General features: G+C 61.6%; 18 protein-coding genes and 1 tRNA gene. 3 read left to right on the plus strand and 16 right to left on the minus strand.

Going from position 1 to position 24635, the window contains the following annotated elements; genetic code table 11:
* Nucleotides 1–74: 74 nt before the first annotated feature.
* The 14 genes from arsH to IP76_RS05150 form a co-directional block, all read right to left on the minus strand.
* Entirely contained in the window at nt 75–806 is a 732-nt protein-coding gene (arsH, locus tag IP76_RS05085) for an arsenical resistance protein ArsH (protein ID WP_054157089.1), read from the minus strand.
* The gene (gene arsC / locus IP76_RS05090; RefSeq protein WP_054157090.1) at nt 799–1224 is read right to left on the minus strand and encodes an arsenate reductase (glutaredoxin); all 426 of its coding nucleotides are present in this window, start codon (nt 1222–1224) and stop codon (nt 799–801) included. Before arsC ends, arsH begins: the two co-directional genes overlap by 8 nt.
* 3 nt (nt 1225–1227) lie before the next feature.
* Nucleotides 1228–1920, minus strand: coding sequence for an MIP/aquaporin family protein (locus tag IP76_RS05095; protein WP_054157091.1), 693 nt, complete (start codon nt 1918–1920; stop codon nt 1228–1230).
* On the minus strand, nt 1917–2276 hold the full coding sequence (locus IP76_RS05100; RefSeq protein WP_054157092.1) for a helix-turn-helix transcriptional regulator: 360 nt from the start codon (nt 2274–2276) through the stop codon (nt 1917–1919). The genes IP76_RS05095 and IP76_RS05100 overlap by 4 nt, the downstream gene beginning before the upstream one ends.
* Before the next feature lie 113 nt (nt 2277–2389).
* Nucleotides 2390–4018 (minus strand): alpha-D-glucose phosphate-specific phosphoglucomutase, encoded by a 1629-nt coding sequence (locus IP76_RS05105; RefSeq protein WP_054157093.1) that lies wholly within the window; start codon nt 4016–4018, stop codon nt 2390–2392.
* Between the two features lie 3 nt (nt 4019–4021).
* Nucleotides 4022–5461, minus strand: a complete 1440-nt coding sequence (glgA, locus tag IP76_RS05110; protein WP_054157094.1) for a glycogen synthase GlgA — start codon at nt 5459–5461, stop codon at nt 4022–4024.
* 8 nt (nt 5462–5469) lie between these two features.
* A complete protein-coding gene (gene glgC, locus IP76_RS05115; RefSeq protein WP_054157095.1) occupies nt 5470–6729 on the minus strand; it encodes a glucose-1-phosphate adenylyltransferase in 1260 nt (419 codons plus the stop codon).
* A gap of 12 nt (nt 6730–6741) precedes the next feature.
* Nucleotides 6742–8958, minus strand: coding sequence for a 1,4-alpha-glucan branching protein GlgB (gene glgB / locus IP76_RS05120; RefSeq protein WP_054157096.1), 2217 nt, complete (start codon nt 8956–8958; stop codon nt 6742–6744).
* Nucleotides 8958–11420 (minus strand): glycogen/starch/alpha-glucan phosphorylase, encoded by a 2463-nt coding sequence (locus IP76_RS05125; RefSeq protein ID WP_054157097.1) that lies wholly within the window; start codon nt 11418–11420, stop codon nt 8958–8960. The genes glgB and IP76_RS05125 overlap by 1 nt, the downstream gene beginning before the upstream one ends.
* Nucleotides 11421–11669: 249 nt before the next feature.
* The gene (locus IP76_RS05130) at nt 11670–12935 is read right to left on the minus strand and encodes a TadE/TadG family type IV pilus assembly protein (RefSeq protein WP_245281388.1); all 1266 of its coding nucleotides are present in this window, start codon (nt 12933–12935) and stop codon (nt 11670–11672) included.
* Nucleotides 12936–13074: 139 nt separating this feature from the next.
* Complete coding sequence (locus tag IP76_RS05135; protein WP_054157099.1) at nt 13075–13956, minus strand: transglutaminase family protein; 882 nt, start codon at nt 13954–13956, stop codon at nt 13075–13077.
* 4 nt (nt 13957–13960) lie between these two features.
* Nucleotides 13961–16351, minus strand: a complete 2391-nt coding sequence (locus IP76_RS05140) for a circularly permuted type 2 ATP-grasp protein (protein ID WP_245281404.1) — start codon at nt 16349–16351, stop codon at nt 13961–13963.
* Nucleotides 16352–16379: 28 nt separating this feature from the next.
* The gene (locus IP76_RS05145; RefSeq protein WP_054157101.1) at nt 16380–19724 is read right to left on the minus strand and encodes a DUF2126 domain-containing protein; all 3345 of its coding nucleotides are present in this window, start codon (nt 19722–19724) and stop codon (nt 16380–16382) included.
* Between the two features lie 135 nt (nt 19725–19859).
* Nucleotides 19860–21287: a mannose-1-phosphate guanylyltransferase/mannose-6-phosphate isomerase gene (locus tag IP76_RS05150; protein WP_054157102.1), complete on the minus strand. Its 1428-nt coding sequence runs from the start codon at nt 21285–21287 to the stop codon at nt 19860–19862.
* 317 nt (nt 21288–21604) lie between these two features.
* Between IP76_RS05150 and IP76_RS05155 the strand changes: the two genes are divergently transcribed.
* Nucleotides 21605–22297 carry a fumarylacetoacetate hydrolase family protein gene (locus IP76_RS05155; RefSeq protein ID WP_054157394.1) on the plus strand — a complete coding sequence of 231 codons (693 nt, stop codon included), beginning with the start codon at nt 21605–21607 and terminating at the stop codon, nt 22295–22297.
* A gap of 4 nt (nt 22298–22301) precedes the next feature.
* Nucleotides 22302–22721 carry a hypothetical protein gene (locus IP76_RS05160; RefSeq protein WP_054157103.1) on the plus strand — a complete coding sequence of 140 codons (420 nt, stop codon included), beginning with the start codon at nt 22302–22304 and terminating at the stop codon, nt 22719–22721.
* A 218-nt stretch (nt 22722–22939) separates the two neighbouring features.
* Here the strand turns inward: IP76_RS05160 and IP76_RS05165 are convergent.
* Nucleotides 22940–23014, minus strand: a tRNA-Val gene (locus IP76_RS05165).
* Nucleotides 23015–23109: 95 nt separating this feature from the next.
* Nucleotides 23110–23472: a response regulator CpdR1 gene (cpdR1, locus tag IP76_RS05170; protein WP_054157104.1), complete on the minus strand. Its 363-nt coding sequence runs from the start codon at nt 23470–23472 to the stop codon at nt 23110–23112.
* Nucleotides 23473–23666: 194 nt separating this feature from the next.
* Here cpdR1 and IP76_RS05175 point away from each other — a divergent pair, with 194 nt between their 5' ends.
* Complete coding sequence (locus IP76_RS05175) at nt 23667–24542, plus strand: N-formylglutamate amidohydrolase (RefSeq protein ID WP_054157105.1); 876 nt, start codon at nt 23667–23669, stop codon at nt 24540–24542.
* Nucleotides 24543–24635 lie beyond the last annotated feature (93 nt).

The following is a 24635-nucleotide window of genomic DNA, read 5'->3' on the forward strand; positions in this document are numbered from 1 at the left end:
GCGATCTCGGTGATTCTCTCCGTTCAGAAGAGAATAGCAGGCCCCCGCTGCGCGCAAATGGGGGCCGCCGACTATTACAGGGCGGCTAGGTTGAGGGGCTTTGCCGCCTTGGCCGCGGCTTCCTTGCGTTCGCTATAGCGATCGATGAGGTAGTCCGAGATGTCTCGTGTGAGGTAGGTGAACTTCACCAGTTCCTCGCAAACGTCGACGACGCGCTCGTAATAGGACGAAGGCTTCATCCGGCCATCGACGTCGAATTCCTGCCAGGCCTTGGCGACAGAGGATTGGTTGGGGATGGTGATCATTCGCATCCAGCGGCCGAGCAGGCGCATGGCGTTGACGGCGTTGAACGATTGCGAGCCGCCGGAGACCTGCATGACGGCGAGCGTCTTGCCCTGAGTCGGCCTGATAGCGCCGACGGACAAGGGAATCCAGTCGATTTGCGCCTTCATGATGCCAGTCAGCGTGCCGTGGCGCTCGGGGCTCACCCAGACCTGACCTTCTGACCACGCAGAGAGATCGCGCAGTTCCTGGACCTTGGGGTGGCTGACCGGTGCATCGTCGGGCAAGGGCAGGCCGGAGGGGTCGAAAACCTTCACCTCGGCGCCGAAATGCTCGAGCAGACGCTTGGCTTCCATTGCCAGCAGGCGGCTGAAGGAGATCTGCCGCAGCGAACCGTAGAGGATCAGGATCCGCGGCTTGTGCGTCGAGAAGGGGCGGCGCAGCGCCTCCAGGTCCGGCAGGCGGAGGTGATCGAGATCGGCGGCCGGCAGATCGGTGGTGTGATCAGGCTTGTTGTCAGACAAGGCGCTTGCCCTCCGCATCGAGCACGGCCTCGCCGTCTTCTTTCACGAAGGCAGCAGTGAAGGCATCGGCGGGGAGAATGTCGAGCACGACTTCGGACGGCCGGCAGAGGCGGGTGCCCATTTCCGTGACGACAAGCGGGCGGTTGATCAGGATAGGGGTCGCGATCATGGCGTCGAGCAGTTGATCGTCTGAAAGGGCGGGATCGGCAAGGCCGAGATCCTCGTAAGGTGTGCCCTTTTCGCGGATCGCTTCGCGCACGGAGAGGCCAGAGTCGGCGATCATCTTTGCCAGTTCCGGCTTGCTCGGCGGGGTCTTTAGATATTCGATGACCGTGGGCTCGATACCGGCATGGCGGATGAGATCCAGCGTGTTGCGCGAGGTGCCGCAGGCCGGGTTGTGGTAGATGGTGACGTTCATGGTCTATCGGCTCCTTGAGCGGTTGTGCTGTGGGTCGCGGCCTTCATCGGCAAACAGCCATGCTGCGAGCATGGAAGCCAGCACGGTGCCAATGATTTGCGCGATGATGAAACCCGGTAAATCGATTGGGCGGATGCCAGCAAATGTGTTGGTCAGGCTGCGGGCGATTGCGACGGCCGGATTGGCGAAGGACGTCGAGGCGGTGAACCAGTAGGCGGCCGTGATGTAGAGGCCGACGAGCATGGGAATGGCGTCCGCCTTGAAACGCAGGCCGCCGAGGATGGTGAGGAGCAGGCCAAAGGTTGCGACCGCTTCCGCCGTCCACTGGGCGGAGCCAGTTCTAACCGTCTCCGAGATCTGGAATATGGGTAGCTCGAACATGGCATGAGCGATGAGTGTGCCGGCGATGCCGCCAAGGATCTGGGCGATGAGATAGGACAGAGCCGCGCCTGGCGTCATTTCCCGGCGGGCGGCAAACACCATCGTCACGACTGGATTGAAATGGGCGCCTGAGATGGGCCCGAGGATGGTGATCAGCACGAAGAGGATGGCACCCGTCGGGATGGTGTTGCCGAGCAGCGAGATGGCGACGTCGTCACTGAGGCGGTCGGCCATGATGCCGGATCCGACGACGGTGGCGACGAGAATGGCGGTGCCGAGTGCTTCGGCGGTGAGGCGGCGGGAGAGATCGGTCATTGCGGCAATACTGATTTTGGAGCCGTGCTGCAGCAGGCGAGATCTTCGATCAGCGGTTGGCAGAGGCTCACATTGCCGCCACAGCAATCCTTAAGCAGATAGAGGGCGACCGCGCGAAACCGGTCGAGATCGGCTCGGTAGATGATCGAGCGGCTCTGGCGCTCACTAGAGACCAGACCTGCCTGGGAGAGCGTCGACAGATGCGCCGACATGGTGTTCTGCGGCACACCGATCAGGCGCGCGAGTTCACCGGCGGGCACGCCATCGGGTTCATGGGCCACAAGCAGACGGAATGTCTGAAGGCGGGTCGGCTGGGCCAGGGCGGCAAGCGCCGCGATCGTCGATTTTTCATCCATATATCCAGAATAGTGGATATGATGTGGGAGTCAATCGCTGCTGTTCCTCGTATAGAAAAACCCCGGAGCTGAAGCGCCGGGGTTGATATCAGTCTCAAATGTAGTGCGTCAGATCAGGTAATGACCGTCGGCTCGTTCATCCCCGTGTAGCGCTTGATCTCGGCCACTTCTTCCGCTGCCGCGATCAGATCCGCCAGGACCTCTTGCGTCTCAATGCGGTGGCGGCTGGCGTCGGGCTCGTAGCGTTCGACATAGAGGCGCAGCGTCGCGCCGGAGGTGCCGGTGCCGGAGAGGCGGAAGACGATGCGACTGCCGCCTTCGAAGAGGATTCGGATGCCCTGGTTCTTCGAAACCGACTGGTCGATCGGGTCGTGATAGGCGAAGTCGTCGGCGGCTGTCACGGTGAGGCCGTTGATCGCCGTGCCGGGCAGGGTGTCCAGCTTGGCCCGGAGGGAGGCGACCAGAGCGTTGGCGTTATCGGTGTCGACGCCCTCATAGTCGTGGCGCGAATAGTAGTTGCGGCCGTATTCGGCCCAGTGACTTTCCACGATCTGCTTGACGCTCTGCTTGCGGGCGGCAACGATGTTCAGCCAGAAGAGCACGGCCCAAAGGCCGTCCTTTTCGCGCACATGGTCGGAGCCAGTGCCGAAACTTTCTTCGCCACAGACGGTGACCTTGCCGGCATCCATCAGGTTGCCGAAGAACTTCCAGCCGGTCGGGGTCTCAAACATGCCGATGCCGAGCTTTTCAGCGACGCGGTCGGCAGCAGCGCTTGTTGGCATCGAGCGGGCGATGCCGGCGATGCCGCGCGCGTAGCCGGGGGCGCATGTGGCGTTTGCTGCGATCATCGCCAGACTGTCCGAGGGCGTCACGAACATGCCCTTGCCGACGACCATGTTCCGATCGCCGTCGCCATCGGAGGCTGCACCAAAGTCCGGGCCGTCAGCGCTCATGACGTCGTCATAGAGGGTCTTGGCATGGACGAGGTTCGGGTCCGGGTGGTGATGACCGAAATCGGGCAGCGGGACTTCGTTGCGCACGGACCCTGCCGGCGCGCCGAGGCGCTTTTCGAGGATCTCGACGGCATAGGGGCCGGTGACGGCGCTCATCGAATCGATCACCACGCGGAAGCCGCCTGCGATCAACGCGCGGATGGATGCGAAATCGAAGAGGGTCTCCATGAGGTCGGCATAGTCGGTGACGGGGTCGATGACTTCGACCACCATGCCGGCGAGATCGAAGCTGCCCACCGTGTCGAGATCGATGTCGGCGACGTCAACCGTCTTGTAGCTGTCGATGACCTTGGTGCGGGCGAAGATCGCGTCGGTGATCTTTTCCGGTGCCGGGCCGCCATTGCCGATGTTGTATTTGATGCCGAAGTCTTCGGTCGGGCCGCCGGGATTGTGGCTGGCCGAAAGCACGATGCCGCCGAAGGCCTGGTATCTGCGGATGACATGTGAGGCGGCCGGCGTCGACAGGATGCCGCCCTTGCCGACCAGAACCTTGCCGAAGCCATTGGCGGCCGCCATTTTCAGCGCCTTCTGGATGACTTCGCGGTTGTAGAAGCGGCCGTCGCCGCCGATCACCAGGGTCTTGCCGGCAAAGCCTTCCAAGCTGTCGAAAATCGCCTGGATGAAGTTCTCCGCATAGTTTTCCTGCTGGAACACCGGGACCTTCTTGCGCAGGCCGGATGTGCCCGGCTTCTGGTCCGCATAGGGTTTGGTGGAGACGGTGGAAATCATCGATTAGAGGCCTTTCGAGACGAGGCGTTGATAGAGTTCGGCATAGGTGGCGCCGCTCCTGGTCCAGGAGACGTCTGACTTCATGCCCTGCTTCTGCAGTTGTGGCCAGAGTCGCTCGTCACGGTATAGGCGCATCGTGCGTTGGATTGCGCGGCGCAGCGCCTCGGCCGTGACGGGAGCAAACTGGACCCCGGTCGCGACACCGGCGGCAAGGGCTGCTTCATTGGCATCGATGATCGTGTCGGCCAGACCGCCGGTCCGGGCAACGAGCGGCACGCAGCCATAACGCAGTGCATAGAGCTGTGTCAGGCCGCAGGGCTCGAAACGGGAGGGCACAAGGATGATGTCAGAGCCGGCCTGCATCAGGTGCGACAGGTCCTCATCATAGCCGAGGACCATGGCGACACGGCCGGGATTTTGGCTTGCGGCTGCTTGAAGCGTTGCTTCGATACCGCCATCGCCGGAACCGAGGATGGCGAGTTTGCCGCCGCCTCTGACGATGTCGTGCACAACTTCATGCAGGAGGTCGAGCCCCTTCTGCCAGGTGAGACGCGAGATGACGCAGAAGATCGGGCCATCATCGTCATGCAGGCCGAAACGCTCAACCATGGCACGGCGATTGCGCTCGCGTTTCTTCAATTGGGTGGCGGAGTAGGTCGCCGGCAACAGCGTGTCCCTTGCCGGGTTCCAGACGTCGGCGTCGATTCCGTTGACAATGCCGTAGAGATCGGCGCTGCGGCTGGCGATCACCCCTTCCAGACCCATGCCGAATTCGGGTGTGAGGATTTCCTCGGCATAGGACGGGCTGACGGTCGACAGCGCATGGGCCGTCATCAGGCCGCTCTTCAGGTAGCTGATCGTGCCGTAATATTCGAGTGCTTCGTGCCAGGCATGGCTGGGCAGACCGAGGCTTGCGAAGAGTCCGCCACCGAACTGGCCCTGGAAGGCGATGTTGTGGATGGTGATCAGGCTTGGCACTTCGGGCGCTTCGGCGTAGCGCATATAGACAGGGGTGAGCGCGGCCTGCCAGTCATGGACATGCACGAGATCGGGCTGGAAACCGGCAACGGCGCCGGCGGCGATTTCGGCACCGGCCTTGGAAAGCGCTGCGAAGCGCTTCCAGTTATCCGGATAATCGCGGCCAAGGCTGTCGAGATAGGGACCGCCGGTGCGCAAATAGAGGGCGGGAATATCCAGGATCAGGAGCTCCAGGCCCTCATGGCTCGCCTGCAGCAGGTTGGCATGTTCCCCGAGCAGATCGGGGAACTCGTGCACCTTTTTCGGCTTCTTCACCGCCTTCATCACTGCCGGATAACCAGGGATCAGCGTCTTCGTCTCGACGCCATGGGCGGCGAGCGCGATCGGAAGGGCGCCCGCCACATCGGCAAGGCCCCCGGTCTTGATCAGCGGGTAGATTTCGGAGGCGACCGATAGGACCTTCATCGGATTGGCTAACCCAGTTTGTCGATCATCGCCTGCGTGATCAGGCAGATGCCGTTCTCCGAACGGCGGAAGCGTTTGGCATCCATTTCCGGATCCTCGCCGACGATCAGGCCCTCGGGAATGACGACGCCATGATCGATCACCACATTGGTGAGGCGAGCATGGCGGCCGATCTGCACCTTGGGCAGGATGACCGCCCCTTCGAGGCGCGAATAGGAATTGGCGCGCACACCGGTGAACAGCAGGCTCTTGTAGAGCGATGAGCCGGAGATGATGCAATCCCCCGAGACCAGCGAAGAGATCGCCGACCCGCGACGGCCTTCGTCGTCATGGACGAATTTGGCCGGCGGCGTGTTTTCCGAATAGGTCCAGATTGGCCATGTCTTGTCGTAGAGGTCGAGTTCGGGAACGATGTCCGTCAGGTCGATATTGGCCTGCCAGTAAGCGTCGATCGTGCCGACGTCGCGCCAGTAGGGTGTGCGCTCGAAATCGGAGCGCACGCAGGAGCGGGCGAAGCGATGGGCGACCGCTTTGCCGCTCTTGACCACGTAAGGGATGATGTCCTTGCCGAAGTCGCGGCTGGAATCCGGATCGGCGGCATCCCGACGCAGGAGCTCCATCAGGAACTTGGTGTGGAAGACGTAGATGCCCATGGAGGCGAGGGCAAAATCCTCATTGCCGGGGATGCCCGGCGGGTCGGCGGGCTTTTCGACGAAATCGATGATCCGATCCGTCGGATCGACATGCATGACGCCGAAGCCGGTCGCTTCCATGCGCGGCACTTCCAGGCAGCCGATCGTCACGTCGGCGCCCGAATTGACGTGCTGCTGCAGCATCAGCTCGTAGTCCATCTTGTAGATGTGGTCGCCGGCAAGGATGACCATGTATTCCGGCGCGTAAGACTCGATGATGTCGGCATTCTGGTAGACGGCGTCGGCGGTGCCTTCATACCACTGCGTTTCCGACACACGCTGGGAGGCGGGCAGAACGTCGAAGCTCTCGTTGCGCTCCGGTCTGAAGAAGTTCCAGCCGAGCTGCAGGTGGCGGATGAGCGAGTGGGCCTTGTATTGGGTGGCGACACCGATGCGGCGGATGCCGGAATTGAGTGCGTTGGACAGGGCGAAGTCGATGATGCGGGCCTTGCCGCCGAAATAGACGGCTGGCTTTGCGCGCCTATCCGTCAACTCCTTCAGACGGCTGCCACGACCGCCAGCCAGAACATAGGCCATGGCGTCGCGCGACAGGCTTTTTGCCGATTTTTCCGTCATTTAGTCCTCCCCTTAATGTTCCAGTTCCAGCATGATGACGGCGAGTGGCGGAAGCGTTACCCCGGCTTTCGCCCAGCCACCTTCTGCAGCGTACGCCTCCACGCGTCCGCCATTGCCCTTGCCGCTGCCACCATAGATTTCAGCATCGGTATTGAGTATCTCGCGCCAACGACCGGCCGCTGGCAAGCTCAATTCGTAACGTTCGTGATAAGTCGGTGTCAGATTGCAGATCACGGCGATGGTTTTTTCGCCAGGCGCCTTGCGAAGCCAGGCGTAGACAGAATTGTCCTGATCATCGCCGACGATCCATTCAAAGCCTTCGCCCTCGCAATCGCGGGCATGCAGGGCCGGCTTCTTGCGGTATGTGAAGTTCAGGTCACGTACCAGGCGGCGCATGCCTTCATGCGGGGCGTAATCCAGCAGGTTCCAGTCGAGAGATCGCTCTTCCGACCACTCGCTCCATTGCGCGAATTCCTGGCCCATGAAGAGCAGCTTCTTGCCGGGGTGACCCCACATCAGCCCGTAATAGGCTCTGAGATTGGCGAACTTCTGCCAGTCGTCGCCCGGCATCTTGGCAATCATCGAGCCTTTGCCATGCACGACTTCGTCATGGCTGATCGGCAGCACGAAGTTTTCCGAGAAGGCATAGAGCAGGCCGAAGGTAATCTCGCTGTGATGGTGCTTTCGGTAAATCGGGTCACGGGCGAAATAGCTCAGCGTGTCATGCATGAAGCCCATGTTCCACTTGAAGCCGAAGCCGAGGCCGCCTTCATGCACGGGCTGCGAGACCTTGGGCCAGGACGTCGATTCCTCGGCAATCGTCATGATGCCGGGATGGCTGCCGTAAACATGCGCGTTCATCTGCTGCAGGAAGCGGACCGATTCCAGATTCTCGCGCCCGCCATACTCGTTGGGCACCCACTCGCCTTCCTTCCGGGAGTAGTCGAGATAGAGCATGGACGCGACAGCATCGACGCGCAGTCCGTCGAGATGGAACTTCTCGGCCCAGTAGAGCGCGTTGTTGATCAGGTAAGACAAGACCTCGATCCGGCCGAAATTGTAGATGGCCGTATTCCAGTCGGGGTGGAAGCCCTGGCGCGGATCGGCATGTTCGTAAAGTGCCGTACCGTCGAACTGGCGAAGCCCATGGGCATCCGTCGGGAAATGGGCAGGCACCCAGTCGAGAATGACGCTCACGCCCACCTTGTGGCAGCCGTTGACGAAACGGGCGAAGCCTTCAGGCTCGCCGAAGCGCGCGGTCGGGGCGTAGAGCCCTGTCGTCTGGTAGCCCCAGGATGGATCGTAGGGGTGCTCGGTCACCGGCATGAATTCGATATGGGTAAAACCCATGTCGACGCAGTAGGGGATCAGCCGCTCGGCCATCTCGTCCCATGACAGCATGGACCCGTCGTGACGCCGCTGCCAGGAGCCGGCATGGACTTCGTAGATCGAGATCGGCTGCCGGCGCTGGTCAATGCTTGACCAGTGCTTGCGGTGATCCTCGTCTTCCCAGACCTGCTGCAGTTCGGCGGTCGTCACCGAAGCGTTTTTTGGCCGCAGCTCGCCACGGCGGGCATAGGGATCAGCCTTCAGCGGCAAGAGTTCGCCATGCGGGCCGATGATCTCGAATTTGTAGCTCGCGCCGGTGCGGACATCAGGTGCGAATATCTCCCAGATGCCGGTGTCGCGGCGCAGGCGCATTACATGGCGACGGCCGTCCCACTCGTTGAAGTCGCCGACGACGGAGACGCGCCGGGCATTGGGGGCCCAGACGGCAAAATGGAAGCCATCCACGCCCTGGTGCTTGATCGGATGAGCGCCCATCTTGTCGAAGAGACGCAAATGCGAGCCTTCGCGGATGAAGTAGTCGTCCATCGGACCGAGCACCGGCCAGAAGCTATAGGGGTCGGTGACAGTCCATTCGGCATCGCCGCGGGTCGCGCGGTAGCGCACCGGCAAGATGCCCTCGAGCTTGACGCGACCGGAAAAGAAGCCGGCATCATGGTGCCGGGTCAGTATGCCGATCTCATCGCCTGCGAGATTGCAGGCCGTGACCGTCTCGGCGCCGGGAATGAAGCAGCGGGCGACATGGCCGCCGCCGGCTGCCTGCTGAACGCCGAGAAAGGCGAAGGGGTCGCCATGCGTTCCATGGATGATGGCCTCGATTTCTGCGGCCGGTGGCGTGTCCGGCATGGCATCGTCACCGATCGTCTTCGGCGATTTTGCCATCAGGCTCTCCAGATTTCGTCGTTGTACTGTCTGATGGTGCGGTCGGACGAGAACCAGCCCATGCGGGCGGTGTTGCGAATGGTCTTCGAATACCACGCGGCCTCATCGGTCCAGATGCTGTCGACCTGGCGCTGGGCGCGGGCATAGGCGTCGAAATCGGCGGCGACCATGAACCAGTCGTGATGATAAAGTCCGTCCACGAGACCGCTATAGCGCTCGCGGTCGTCTGGCGAAAACACGCCGGAGGCGATGGCCGAAAGGGCCTGCTGCAGTTCGGGTGAGGCTTCGATCACGGCGCGGGGATTATGCCCCTCGGCGCGCGTCCGGCCGACTTCCTCGGCCGTCATTCCAAAAATCACGATGTTATCCTCTCCCACATGGTCGCGCATTTCGACATTGGCGCCATCGAGCGTGCCGATGGTCAATGCGCCGTTTAACGCGAACTTCATGTTGCCGGTTCCAGAGGCTTCCATGCCGGCGGTAGAAATCTGCTCGGAGAGGTCGGCCGCCGGCACCATGACTTCGGCCAGCGAGACATTGTAGTTCGGTACGAAGACGACCTTGAGCAGGCCGCGCACCGAGGGATCGTTGTTGATGACGCGGGCGACGTCATTGGCCAGTTTGATGATCAGTTTGGCGTTGTGGTAGCTGGGGGCGGCCTTGCCGGCGAAGAGCTTGACGCGTGGCACCCAGTCGCGTTCCGGATGTGAGCGGATCTGGTCGAAGAGCGCCACCGTCTCGATGATGTTCAGGAGCTGGCGCTTGTATTCGTGAATGCGCTTGATCTGAATGTCGAACATGGCCGACGGATCAATCTTGATGCCCATGCGGCTTGCCACCAGCTGGGCAAGCTGCTGCTTGTTGGCCCGCTTTACGGCCGCGAACTTTTCCTGGAATGCAGCATCGTCAGCAAAGGCGTCGAGCTCGGTGAGCTTGGCGGTATCGTCGAGGAAAGCAGGGCCGATGGCTTCGGTCAGGAGGCTTGTCAGATCAGGGTTGCACTGCATCAGCCAGCGCCGCGGCGTGATGCCGTTGGTCTTGTTGTTGATGCGCGTCGGGTAGAGCTTGTGCAGGTCGGCGAAGACCGTTTCCTTCATTAGCTCGGTATGAAGCGCAGAAACGCCGTTTACCGAGTGAGAGCCGATGAAGGCGAGATTGCCCATGCGAACCCGGCGCTCGCCGCTCTCGTCGATCAGAGAGATCTGACGGATTTCGTTGTCGTTGAAGCCACGCTTCTTGCGGGCGTCGAGCAGGATCTTGGCATTGATCGCGTAGACCAGCTGCATATGGCGCGGCAAGAGGCGCTCGAAGAGCGGCACCGGCCAGCTTTCCAGTGCTTCGGGCAGCAGCGTATGGTTGGTGTAGGAGAAGGTCTTCGAGGTGATATCCCAGGCGTCGTCGAAGGTGACGCCGTGCAGGTCGATCAGGATGCGCATGAGTTCGGCGACGGAGACGGCCGGGTGGGTGTCGTTGAGCTGGATCGCCACCTTGTCGGGCATCTGCGCAAGCGTATTGCCTTGCTGGAGATGACGGCGGACGATGTCCTGCAGCGAGGCGGAGCAGAAGAAGAATTCCTGGCGCAGACGCAGTTCCTGACCGGCCGGGGTGGCGTCGGCCGGATAAAGGACGCGGGTCAGGGTTTCGGCCTTGTTGCTTTCCCGCAGCGCGCCGATGTGGTCACCGGCGTTGAAAGCGGCGAGCAGGATAGGGTCTATCGGCTGGGCGGCCCACAGGCGCAGTGTGTTGACGCGCTCTCCACGCCAGCCGACTGCCGGCGTGTCATAGGCGGTGGCGATGACGCGTTCGCTCTGTTTCCAGACGTAGCGCGGCTCGCCATCCGGTCCTTCTGCGGTTTCCACCGTGCCGCCGAAGCCCACTTCGTAAGAGCTTTCCCGGCGTTCGAACTCCCACGGATTGCCGTGGGCCAGCCAGCTTTCCGGCAATTCCACCTGCCAGCCTTCGGCCATCTGCTGGCGGAAGAGGCCGTGAATGTAACGGATGCCGTAGCCATAGGCCGGAATGTTGACGGTGGCCATGCTCTCCATGAAACAGGCCGCCAGACGGCCGAGGCCGCCATTGCCCAGAGCAGCATCCGGCTCAAGGGTTGCGATCACGTCGAATTCTACGGAGAGCGATTGCAGCGCCGTCTGGATATCGTCCATGAGGCCGAGATTGGACATTGCGTCGCGCAACAGGCGACCGATGAGGAATTCGAGCGAGAGGTAATAAACGCGCTTGCCGTTGTTGTGGTAGGTCGTGCGGGTTGATTCCATCCACTTGTCGATGACCCGGTCGCGGACAACGAGGATCGTCGCCGTCAGCCAGTCATGCGGTGTCGCGACCTTGGCGTCCTTGCCGATGCTGTAGGTCAGCTTTTCCATGATCTCGGCGGCGAGTGCTGCCGGATCGGAAACCTCGCGCTTCGGGAGGGGTAGGTCGACTTTGTGGGGTGTCTTGATCATGGGGCGCCTGACAGAGGGAGGGATGCAGGTCGCCGCCGACTGGAGCTTCGGCGTCGCCTCGTTCGAAACCGAGTTTACGCATCGAATTGAGTGGCTTGCAACAAGGGAGTTGGATCGGTGTCACCAAACGGCACAGCATTGTCGGGGCGTTCCACTGGCGCCACATGAGATTAGTCGAAAATGCAGGTAACAAAAAAACCGCGCTACTGAAGCGCGGTTTCAATGTTCGGCCGAATGGCGGGCGGTGGATCAGTTGGTCAGGCGCGTCGTGGCCTTGGCCGCCGCCTTGCCGATTTCCTCGAAGGCCTTGACAAGGCCACTCATGTCGCTCGGTTCGTAGTAGTTGCTGGCGCTTGACGCGCAGGCGCTGAGCAGCTCCTTGCCCTTGGTCGGGGCCATGAAGGCGACGGTGAAGATTTCGATACCGTCAGCCTTGGCGTTGGCGCAGTGCGTGCGGACCTGGCTGTCGATGTTGGAGTTCCAGTTCGAGCTGTTGCCCGTCATTTCGCCGTCTGTCATCAGCACGATGTAGCGGCTGAAGCGTTCATTGCCCTTGGCGGTATGAGCGTTGGTTTCCGTCGTCGCCGTCGACTTCAAGGCATCATAGGCAATCTTCATGCCGCCGGAAGCATCCGTTCCGCCGGTCGGGACGAGCGGCAGGGCCGTGATATAGGTTGACGCACCGGCAACGCCCCAGGAGAGGCCCGATTCCGTCTGGGTCGCGTCGTTGTAAGAGACGGCTCCCACTCGGACCAGGGCGTTCAACGGGTCGGCCGTCGTCAGCTGTGTCAGAAGCATGGCTGCCGCCGTCTTCAAGGCGGCGATCTTCTTCACATAGCAGGGCTTCGTCGGGCTGATATAGTTCCTCTTGCCCTGTGCAACGTCCTTATAGGCCCAGTTGGCGGCCGTATAGTTCACGCAGCTCGACAGTGTGGTATCGACGGTGTCGGTGGTAAAGGACATCGAGCCCGACCGGTCCAGGACAAGATACATGGACAGTGCGCTCTTGGTTTCCTTCGAGCTTTCCGCCTTTGCCTCGACCGCGATTTTCACGCTCTTATAACCCAGAAGCTGGGTAAAGGCGTTGGTCGGAACATCGATGCTTCCGTTGATCGTCACGTCATACGTGTTGAGCTTGGTGCCAATGTTCTTGTTGACGGAGGCGATCGCGTTCTGACCGAGGGTCAGGACGAGCTTGTCTTCTTCACCCGGTACGGCGTCCGTGGTCCCTCGGGTGTTTTTGTATTGTGTCGCGTAGAAGGTCTTGGCGAGGGCGATCGCCTGCTCGTCGGTCAAATTCTGGTTGGCCAGAGCTGAGGCCGCCGAGAGGGCCGCAGAATCGGCTGCGTCCTGCAGTGCGCTCTTGACCTGAACGAGGTTGTTCATGTCCATCGCAACGCCAACGGTTGCGAGCGTCACAGGCAGCAGGATTGCCGTCATCATGGCAAAGTTGCCGCCCCGATCGGTGAGCATCCGGCGAACCGAAAGTCGCTTCTCAGTCTTGGTTCCAGTCATCATGTCCATCCAAAGGCAGGGTTTGGATGCTTTATGACAGAGACCTGTTTCATCCTGTTTAAGACAATCCGTATAATTCGATGCAATCCCGGCATAAGGCCCGGTTTTCGGCGGATTTTCCGATTTTTCCTGTTATTTTTTAGGGTTTGATCGGGATCACATCTACGGCTTGCTCGGTCTTGTGCGAGCCGTAGCTCTTCAATACGCCGATCACAGGAGCCACATCCGCATAGTCGCGACCGTAGCCGACAACGATATGATCGGTGCCGGCAGGCACGTCATTGGTCGGGTCGAATTCGAGCCAGCCGGTCAGCTTGCCGCACCAGACGCGTACCCAGGCATGCATGGCATCGGCGCCTTCCAGCCTCTCCTTACCCGGTGGCGGAATGGTGCGCAGGAAGCCGCTGACATAGCCCGCCGGTATGCCGAGGCTCCGGAGGGCCACGATCATCACATGGGAAAAGTCCTGGCAGACACCGCGCTTCAGCGCAAAGGCCTCCGTCGGCGTGGTGTCCACCGTGGTCGCCGCGGCGTCGTATTTGAAATCCTTGTGAATGCGGGCGCAAAGCTGCTCGGCGATCTGGCGCACAGTCATGCTGGGCTTCAGCTGCTCGCGGGCATAGGCCGCAATCTGCTTGTCGCGCGGCAGGCGCGGGCTCGTGCCGATGAAATGATGCGGCGATTCCGGTTCCAGTGACCAGGTTTCGGCAATCTCGGGCGGCAAGCGGTCCAGGATCGGCGAAAAGTCGGCGGAAAGCGGCTGTGCCTGCAGCATCACACGGGCCTGCATGCGGATATCGAGCTTTTCGTGCGGCGACCGCAGAATGGCGTGGCTCGTCGCGTGGCGGAAGAAATCCGTGAAGGTCGAGATCTCGTCCGGTGCTGGCGTGACGGTTACGGCGCCGGCGACCAGGCGTTGACGGTCTGGCAGCGAAAGCGGCAGCAGCCGCAACATGTGATGGGCGCCGGTGGCCGGGACTTCGTAGGAATAGCCGATATGCAGCGTGATGTCGTAGAGCATCGGGTCAGCTCAGATAGGAGCGGGCGAGGATATCGGAGAGTTTCTCCAGTTCCCGTTCCAGATTGACATAGGTGTCCGCCGTCATGGTTTCGGGTGTCAGCACGGCAAGGCCGGAATGCAGGCGCATGGCTTCGCGGAAGAGGTTGGACATCTGGCCATTGACCATGGCGTTGGGCAGTTGCTCGACCTCGATGCGGATCTCGTTGAGCTGGAAGAGGATCGAGCGCGGGTTGAGCGGATCGAGCGCCAGAAGGTCAGTAACGGTCAGACGTGCCGTCGAGACATTGTAGCGACGGCGATGGGTCATCACGTTGTCGCCGATCTCCAGCAGCATGTCGAGCGCGCCATCGGGTGCATCCGGGCCGGTCATGTGGCCAAGCAGGCGGGTCATGTGCAGCCCGCGTTCAATCAGGCGTCCAAGCGTCAGGAACCGCCAGCCAGTGAAGCGATACATGTTTTCATGCACGAGACCGGCAAAGCCCGCGAGCTTGCGCAGGAGGATGGTCATCGCATGGGCCGCGTCGTCGCCGGGCTTCACATGTTCATGGAAGCGCCTCGCGGTTTTCGACAGGTCGTTGAGCGCCAGCCAGCCATCGGGCGAAAAACGGTCGCGAATGTTGCTGGCTGAGTAGACGGCGCTGTCGATGTTGCGCAGCAGGCTGTCGGGTGCACCCTTGCCGGGGTCGACATCGATGGCGGCGAGATAGTCGCTGACGAAGGCCAAGAGCGGCTGGCTCGGATCGGCGCTCTCGGCGTAGCGGGAATGCCAGGCGCGCAGGATACGCAGCACGCCTTCTGCCCGCTCGATGTAGCGGCCAAGCCAGAACAGGTTGTCGGCGGCGCGGCTCGGCAGGCTGCCGGGCATGTTGCGGGTGAAGGTTTCCTCGGCGGGCAGAAGCGAGGTGCGCTCTACCGGTTTGTCGGAGACGATCCAGACGTCGGCTGCACTGCCGCCGGACTGCATGGCGATCGCGGAGGCATCGCTGCCGCTGCCGATACGGGCGAAACCGCCGGGCATGATCTGCCAGCCGTCATTGGTGCGGGCGGCAAAGACGCGCAGGCTCATCGGCCGCGGCGTCAGGCGACCGTCGACCATGGCCGGCGTCGTTGACAGCGTGACCACTTCCTGGCCGACGAGATTGCCTGTTTCGGCTTCCAGCCATTCGGAAATGCTGCGGCTTTGTGGATCCTTGTAGCGCGAACCAAGCACCGAGCGGCCGTTGTCATCGAAGAAGGGCAGGCGGGAGAAGGCGGAACCCACCACCATGCGGTCGAGATTGCGGGCGACATGCTCGCGCTCTGCCTTCTGGCCGCACCACCAGGTGGCGATCGATGGCAGTTTCAGTTCTTCGCCCAGCAGATGCCGCGAGAGCGTCGGCATGAAAGCGAGGAGGGCGCGGGTTTCCAGAATGCCGGAACCGAGCGCGTTGACGAAGGTGACCGCGCCATTGCGCAGCGCCTCGACCATGCCGGGCGTGCCGATATAGGAATTCTGGTCGAGTTCGAGTGGATCGGCAAAGGCCGCATCCAGACGCCGCCACAGCACACTGACGGGTTTCAGGCCTGCGACCGTGCGCACCATGACCTTGCCGTCGACGACGGTCAGGTCTTCGCCCTCAAGCAGCATGATGCCGAGGTAGCGGGCGATATAGGCGTGTTCGAAATAGGTTTCGTTAGCGGGGCCCGGCGAAAGGACCGCAATTCGTTCGTCGCTGCTGCGCGCCTTGCTCTGCAAAGCCTTGCGGAAGGCACCGAAGAAGGAGGCGAGGCGGTGGACATGGGTTTCGGCATAGAGGTCGGAAAAGGCGCGGGCCGTCGCCACGCGGTTTTCCAGCGCAAAGCCCGCGCCGGAAGGCGCTTGCGTCCGGTCGGCCAGAACCCACCAGTTGCCGTCAGGCCCGCGGCCGATTTCGAACGAACAGAAATGCAGGTAGTGGCCGCCGACGGGCTTGATGCCGACCAGTGGGCGCAGAAATTCGGGATTGGAAGCGATCAGCTGCGGCGGCAGAAAGCCTTCCTGGACCAGCTTGTTGTCGGAATAGATGTCGGCGACCACCGCTTCCAGCAGATTGGCGCGCTGCACCAGCCCTTCGGCCAGCACTTGCCATTCGGTTTCCGAAATCAGGACCGGGACATGGGAAAAGGGCCAGGCCCGCTCACTCGAACCACCGGCGCCATACGCCCGGTAGAACACGCCGGCATCGCGCAGATAGCGGTCGGCGCGGGAGAACCGCTCATGCAGTTCCTCGTCCGACATGGTCTCGATGGCCGAGAGCAGAGGGCGCCAGACCGGGCGGACATTGCCCTGGGTGTCGAGCATCTCGTCGGCAACGCCCGGCAGTACCCGATAGCCGGCCGAGCGGGCCTCGCTGTCGGGATCGTCTGGCGGTGACATCTCCGCTGCCGTTTTTGGTGCCATCTGGTCAGATACCCTGCGGTCGCCTCAGGTCCAATGTATGCGGAAATTCCGGCGACACGGTCTCGGGCCAAAGTGTGTAGGAGCCGGCTGTATGGCCCCAAGGCTCGAAACGTGCAAGCCGACGGGCTTCCGCTTCATTCCCATTCACAGGGAAAGTGTCATAAGTCCGGCCACCGGGATGGGCGACGTGATAGACGCATCCGCCAATCGAGCGACCAGACCATCCATCATATATGTCGAATATTAGCGGTGTGTTTACAGGCAGGTTCGGATGCAAGCCAGACGCCGGTTGCCAGGCCTTGTAGCGGACACCCGCCACTGCAACGCCGTTGACGTCGGTTTTGCGCAGCGGCACCTGCCGACCGTTGCAGGCAACGGAATAGCGCTCGGGGTTGGCGGTCTCGAGTTTGACCTGCAGGCGCTCGACGGACGAGTCCACATATCGGACTGTCCCGCCAACCGCACCTTCCTCACCCATGACATGCCAGGGCTCCAGTGCCTGGCGCAGCTCCAGCTTGGAATTCTCGTAGGTCACTTCGCCGACAAAGGGGAAGCGGAACTCGAGCTGGGCGGCAAACCATTCCGGTTTGAAGTCGAAGCCGTTTTCGCGGAGGTCGGCGAGAACTTCGAGGAAATCCAGCCAGAGATAATGCGGCAGCATGAAGCGGTCATGCAGGGAGGTTCCCCAGCGCACGAATCGACCGCCGATTGGGTTTTTCCAGAACCGTGCAATGAGCGCGCGGATCAGCAATTGCTGGGCAAGCGACATGCGGGCATTCGGCGGCATTTCGAAGCCGCGAAACTCGACAAGGCCGAGGCGACCGGTCGGGCCATCGGGGGAAAACAGCTTGTCGATGCAGATTTCCGAGCGGTGGGTATTGCCGGTGACGTCGGTCAAGAGATTGCGGAACAGCCGGTCGACCAGCCAGGGCAGGGGTGGCGTTGCCCCAGAGGCGGGTAGCGGCACCTGGGCCATCGCGATTTCCAGCTCATAGAGGCTGTCATGGCGGGCCTCATCGAAACGCGGGGCCTGGCTGGTCGGGCCGATGAACATGCCCGAGAACATGTAGGACAAAGCCGGATGGCGCTGCCAGTGCAGGACGAGGCTCTTCAGGAGATCGGGCCGGCGCAGGAAAGGGCTGTCGGCGGGGTTGGCACCGCCGACCACGACATGGTTGCCGCCGCCGGTGCCGGTGTGGCGGCCGTCGATCATGAACTTGTCGGCACCAAGCCTCGTCTGGCGCGCTTCCTCATAGACAGCGTTGGTGGTCGCGACGCAGTCCTGCCAGCTGGCCGCCGGATGGATGTTGACTTCGATGACACCCGGATCGGGCGCAACGCGGATGACATTGATCCGCTCATCCTGCGGTGGGGCATAGCCTTCGATATGGACGGGAAGACCGAGATCTCGGGCGGCGGTCTCGGCCGCTGCCACCAGTTCCAGATAGTCTTCAATGGCCTCGACCGGCGGCATGAAGACGCAAAGACGGCCGTCGCGCGGCTCGACGCTCATCGCGGTGCGCACCGCGCCTCTGATGTCGCCGGCCGATCCGGTGATGTTCTGTTCGTTGCGGTCCTGCTGGGTCTCGCCGCTCTTGCGCGAGGCTTCGGGCATGGCCCGGCCTTCCCTGACCTCAGGGCCATAGTCGGGAAGCGGTGCACGCGGAATGGAGGGATCGACCGGGTGGATGTACGGGTACTGCGACGGCGGCACGTAGGGCAGCGTGCCAAGCGGCATGCGAAAACCGATCGGGCTGTCGCCGGGAATGAGGAAGATCTTGCCGCGACGCGTGCGCCACTTTTCGCTGACCCATCGCCGGCCACCCGCTTTGGCGTTCCAGGCCTGAACCGGCAGGATGAAGCCTGTCGGCGTCGTCAGGCCGCGCTCGAAGACCTTGGCGATGCGGGCGCGCTCTTCCGGGCTTTCCAGCTTGGAATTCGACGGATCGACATTTTCCGGCAGGCTGCCTTCCTTGATGATCCATTCGGCCGGATCCTCATAGGCCGGTATGATCATCTCCTCCTCGATCTCCAGTTCCTTCGCGATGCCAGCCATCAGGGCATGCGCCTGTTCTGCCGAGACGCTTGTGTCCTGGTTTTCGGCGGCAATCAGGCTCGGCTCATGCCAGATCGGCTTGCCGTCACGTCGCCAGTAGAGGGAGAAGGTCCAGCGCGGCAGGCTTTCGCCCGGATACCACTTGCCCTGGCCATAATGCAGGAAGCCACCGGGCGCGAAGCGCTCGCGCAGGCGGCGGATGAGCTGGTCGGCCAGCGCCCGCTTGGTCGGGCCGACGGCATCGGTGTTCCACTCGGCCGACTGGAAATCGTCGATCGACACGAAGGTTGGCTCGCCGCCCATGGTCAGGCGCACGTCATGGGCCTTGAGGTCGCTGTCGACCTTCAGGCCCAGCTTGTTCAGCGCCTCCCAGCTGTCGTCGGAGAAGGGTTTGGTGATGCGCGGGTGCTCGGCAACACGGCTGACCTGCATGTCGAAGGCGAATTCTGTGTTTGCCTGACCCGTATAGCCGCCGGAGATCGGGGCCGCGTTGCGGTAATGCGGTGTGGCTGCGAGCGGGATATGGCTCTCGCCGGTGAGCAGGCCCGAAGTCGGGTCAAGGCCGATCCATCCTGCGCCTGGAATATAAACCTCCGCCCAGGCATGCAGGTCGGTGAAGTCGACTTCCGTGCCGGAGGGGCCGTCGAGAGCTTTCAGATCCGGTGCGAGCTGGATGAGGTAGCCGGAGACGAAACGGGCTGCAAGGCCGAGACGGCGCAGGACCTGGACGAGAAGCCAGCTTGTGTCGCGGCAGGAGCCGCGGGCCGAGGTCAGCGTCTGCTCCGGCGTCTGGACGCCGGGCTCCATGCGGATGACGTAGCCGATGTCGTGCTGAAGTCGGGCATTGAGGCCGACAACCATGTCGACGGTGCCCTGACCAGGCGTCTTGTCGACCGTGTCCATGAAGGCCTCAAAAGCGGGCGAGGATGGCTCTGGTGTCCGGTAGATCGCAAGGTCTTCGCGGATGTCTTCCGGATATTCGAAGGGCCATTTCGCGGCCACTTCCTCGGTGAAGAAGTCGAAGGGATTGTAGACCGTCATGTCGGCGACGAGATCGACCTCGATCTTGAGCTCCGTCACCGGCTCCGGAAAAACGAAGCGGGCCAGGTAGTTGCCGTAGGGATCCTGCTGCAGGTTGACGAAGTGTTTCTCGGGCGTGACCTTCAGTGCGTGGCTCAAGACCTTGGTGCGGGAATGGGCGGCGGGTTTCAGCCGGATGATCTGCGGTCCAAGCTGGACCGGATTGTCATACTTGTAGTGGGTGAGGTGGTAGATGCTTGCCTTGATCGACATTCGCTTCCGCTTCGCTGTTCGCCACTGCCGATTTTTTCGGCTTGTCGCGATCTTGTGCAATGCAGCGGCATAAAGCAAGCAGACCCGGCCATCTTCACGAGAGCCAGGCCTGACTTATCAATTGTCAAAAGCAGATCAGCTCCGGCCGAACTCGTCGACCAGGCGGATAATGTCATCTTCGCCGAGATAGGAGCCGGTCTGCACCTCGATGACCTCCAGGCGGATCTTGCCGGGATTGGCGAGGCGGTGGACAGAGCCCTGCGGAATGTAGATCGACTGGTTCTCGTGCAGGATCGTCACCTTGTCGTCGATGGTCACTTCGGCGATGCCGCGCACGCAGACCCAGTGTTCCGCACGGTGATGGTGCTTTTGCAACGACAGCTTCTTCTCGGGATGGACGAAGAGGCGCTTTACCTGGAAGCGGTCGCCATTGAGGATCGAGGTGTAGCCGCCCCAGGGGCGCAGGGCCGTCGGGTGGTTTTCGGTCAGGTGCGTGGTCTTTGGATCAGCGGCGAGCATCTTCACCAGATTGCCGACATCCTGGCTGCGATCGAGGCGGCCGACATAGACGGCATCCTCTGACGCGATCACGGCCACGCCATCCATGCCCTGCACGGCCAGATGGGCATCACGTGACATAATCAGTGAGTTCGTCGTGTCGCTGACAGTGGCATTGCCGCTCACGACATTGCCATCCTCATCGCCACCGGCAAGCTTCCAGATCGCGTCCCAGCTGCCAAGATCCGACCAGCTGATTGCGGCGGGAACCACGGCTGCGTTCGGCGTCTTTTCCATGACGGCATAGTCGATCGAGATGCTTGGGGCCGCGGCAAAACTCTCGGCGTCGAGACGGGTAAAATCGAGGTCGCCCTTGGCCTTGTCGATTGCCTTTTCGACGGAGGCCAGAACCTCGGGGGCCAGTGTCTGCAATTCGGCAATCATCTGACCGGCCGAGAAGACGAACATGCCGGAGTTCCAGGCATATTTGCCGCTGTCGAGCATTTCCTGCGCGACGTCCGCATTCGGCTTTTCGACGAAACGGGAAACGGTATGGACGCCGTCACCAAGATCCATGCCGATCTCGATATAGCCGTAACCGGTGGCAGGTTCGGTTGGGGTGATGCCGAAGGTGACGATCTTGCCGGCGCTTGCGGCCTTGGCTGCACGGGCTACGCAGTCACGGTAGGCGGCGTCGACGGTGATCTCATGGTCCGAGGGGAGGATCTGAATCAGAGCGTCGCTGCCATGACGGGCGCGGACGATCAGGGCGGCGGCGGCCACGGCGGCTGCCGTGTTGCGGGCAACGGGCTCGAGGATGATGGCATCCAGCTTGACATCCATTTCGCGGGCCTGCTCGGCCACCAGGAAGCGGAAGTCCTCGTTGGTCACGACGATCGGGGCATCATAGAGGGCGTCGTCCGATACGCGGGCCAGGGTCTTTTGCAGAAGCGTCTCGTCGCCGAGGAAGCGGATGAACTGCTTGGCCGCGGCTGCTCTCGACAATGGCCACAGTCTGGTGCCCTTGCCTCCGGCCATGATGACTGGCACGATCTTGACGCTCATACGCTTCTTGCCTCTCTTGTCTTCTGGCTCCGTCGCAGTCCCATGCGACGAACGGTTTCATTGTGGTCTGGCCTTTTCCGGTATGCGCCCGGAAGGCTTTTTCTGCGCTCGAGACTTAACGCAAAGATGTGAATATTGTTACATCTTTCTACAAGTTGCGGCCTTCGTGGCTGCGCGTTTCTCGACCATTAGGCATTTCCTGCGGTTGCGGGGCCTGTCGTCCTGTGCTCCATTCGCGCTCCGGCATGACGTCCGCCGCCGCCTGTCCCTGTTGCGTGTCCATCGCATTCTTGCATTCCGAAAAGGTATTGTCGCCCGTGTCTCCGCTCTTTCCCGTTCCATCCTCTCCGCTCATTCCCGTTGCCGGTGTCTCGGAAGGTTTTCCCGTCCATCGCATCTTCTGCGTCGGGCGCAACTACGCCGCTCATGCGGCAGAGATGGGCAATACGATCGATCGCGCGGCGCCCTTCTACTTCACCAAGCCGCCAACAGGCCTCGTTTTGTCAGGCGAGGCGATTGCCTATCCGCCGGGGACCGAGGATTACCATCATGAAATCGAGCTGGTGGTGGCCATCGGCCAGCCGGTGTTCAAGGTCCCGGTCGAGCAGGCCATGGCCGCCGTCTACGGCTATGCGGTTGGTCTCGACATGACCCGGCGCGACCTTCAACAGGTGGCAAAGGACAAGCAGCGCCCCTGGGATATCGCCAAAGCCTTTGAGCAATCAGCGGTGATTGGCGAGATTACTGCGGCCGACGCATTCACTCCTGGCAATCAGCGGATTTCGCTTGCCGTTAACGGTGCGCTGCGCCAGGAGGGCCGTCTTGACGAGATGGTCTGGTCGGTTGCGGAACTGGTCAGCCATTTGTCGCACTACTACCATCTGACGCCTGGCGACCTGATCTACACGGGCACGCCGTCTGGCGTCGGTGCCGTCGTTTCGGGCGACGTCTTGACCGGCGAGGTCGAAGGCTTGTCACCGATCTCGACGCCGATCGGGCCCAAGGCCTGAGGCGTTGACCGATCTGGGGCAGGGGCCGGCACTCGTTGCAGACCGTGAGTGCGGGGAGTGCGCGCTGTGCTGCATCCTGCCCGACATCGACGTACTCGACAAACCGGCCAATATCCGCTGCGGCCACTGTCTTTCCGGTGGCGGCTGCGACGCCTATGACGCGCGGCCCGCCACCTGTCGCGATTTCTTCTGTCTCTGGCGCACGGATGAATCCCTTTCAGAAGAATGGGAGCCGTCGCGCGCGCATATGATGCTTTATGAACAAGGGCCGCAGCTGACCGTGCTGGTCGACCCGGCCTTTCCCGACGCCTGGCGACAGCCGCCCTATGCCGAGGCGCTTCAGGCGCGAGCCGCAGCACTCAAGACGCGGGGCGGCTATGTGGTGGTGTTTGTCGGCGATGCCGTGACGGTGATGGCGGGGTAGTTCAGAGACCTGCCGCCTTCTTCAGGATATCGTCTATCCGCAAAAGTCACTCGCCCGTCAGCGCCTGCACCATCTGCTTCCAGCCAAAATGCAGCTGTCGGTCACCGGTAGAGGCGACGCCTTGCAGTGATTCGCGTGGTGAATGGGCTGTTGGCGGTTCTGACGCCGGAAATTCAAAAGGGCTCGCCGTTTCCGGCAAGCCCTTGAAAGAATTCGAATGGTGGGCGTGACAGGGATTGAACCTGTGACCCCTACGATGTCAACGTAGTGCTCTCCCGCTGAGCTACACGCCCATCCGATGAGCGGCTTAAGACCACAAAACCTGTTCGCCCGTCAATAGGCATTTTGCAGTTTTGTGAAGAGATTTTTTCAATCCCCAGCGAAGGCCTTATGCAGCAAGGAGTTTGTTCACTTCATCAACGAGATCGCGAAGGTGGAAAGGCTTGGACAAGACCTTGGCATCCTTCGGCGCCTGCGAATCGGCGTTGAGAGCGACGGCGGCAAAGCCGGTGATGAACATCACCTTGAGGTCCGGATCGAGTTCGGTGGCGCGGCGCGCCAGCTCGATGCCGTCCATCTCGGGCATGACGATGTCGGTCAAAAGCAGCGAGAAGGGCTCTTCGCGCAGACGATCATAGGCGCTGGCGCCGTTGTCGAAGGAGGAGACCTTGTAGCCCGCCTTTTCCAGCGCCTTCACGAGGAAGCGGCGCATATCGTTGTCGTCTTCGGCGAGGAGAATTTTCTGAGTCATTGAGGAACCGCTGTTCATATATTGCATGGGAAACTGGCAGCCGCTCACATTAGGGCTGCCTCAGTAAAGAACCGGTGAACAAGCACACTGCACCTATTTACCCGTTTTCCTCAGTATGGACTTCGGATCGGGCAACTGGCAACATGACGAAGCGACAAGATTGTGACTTGGTAAAGAAGAACCATGGGGTGCTGATGACCATCGATACCGAACTGTTCGAGGTTCGTGAGCCGACAGTTCAGTCGATCCCCTTCGTTTACAATTCGCCGCATAGCGGCCGTCGCTACCCTGTGTCCTTCCTCGATCAGTCGCGTCTCGATGGCCTGTCCATCCGCCGGTCCGAAGATCACTATGTCGACGAACTCTTTTCCGCAGCGCCAGCGCTCGGTGCGCCGCTGTTGATGGCGCATTTCCCGCGGGCCTATGTCGACGTCAATCGCGAGCCTTATGAGCTCGATCCGCGGATGTTTTCCGATCCGCTGCCGCCTTATGCCAATTCCAACTCGGCCCGTGTGGCGGGTGGTCTGGGCACCATACCACGCATCGTTGCAGAGAATATGGAAATCTATCAGGGCCGTCTGCCGCTTGCGGCGGCCATGGCCCGCATCGATGGTTGCTACAAGCCCTATCACGCCTGCCTGCGCCGGTTGATTGCGCGCACCCATACCCGTTTCGGCTTCGGCGTGCTGATCGACTGCCATTCGATGCCGGGCAATATCCGCGTGGCGGGGAGCGGCGTGAAGCCTGATTTCATCGTTGGTGATCGCTACGGCACCAGCGCGTCTGCCGAGCTGTCTCAGGCCGCCTTGCAGTTTCTGGAAGAGCTCGGCTTTACCGCTGTGCGCAACAAGCCCTATGCTGGTGGCTTCATCACCGAGCATTATGGCCGCCCCGCGCGAGGCTTGCATGCCTTGCAGATCGAGATTAATCGATCGCTCTACATCGATGAAGCGACCTTGCAGAAGCGCCCGGACTTTGACCGCCTTGCAGGTTCGCTTGGCGTGTTCATGCAGCAGATGGCCGATTTCGTTGAGGATTATGCCGGCGAGCGGCCTCTCGCGGCCGAGTAGTCCGTCCTGCCTTTCTCCCCACATTGCCGATTGCCGGGTGCGCTTGCTTTGCGCGTGGCTTTGCTGCGGGCAAAAAAAACCGCGCCCAAGGCG

Origin of the sequence: Rhizobium sp. AAP43, assembly GCF_001296045.1 — a bacterium.
Taxonomy (GTDB): Bacteria; Pseudomonadota; Alphaproteobacteria; order Rhizobiales; family Rhizobiaceae; genus Allorhizobium.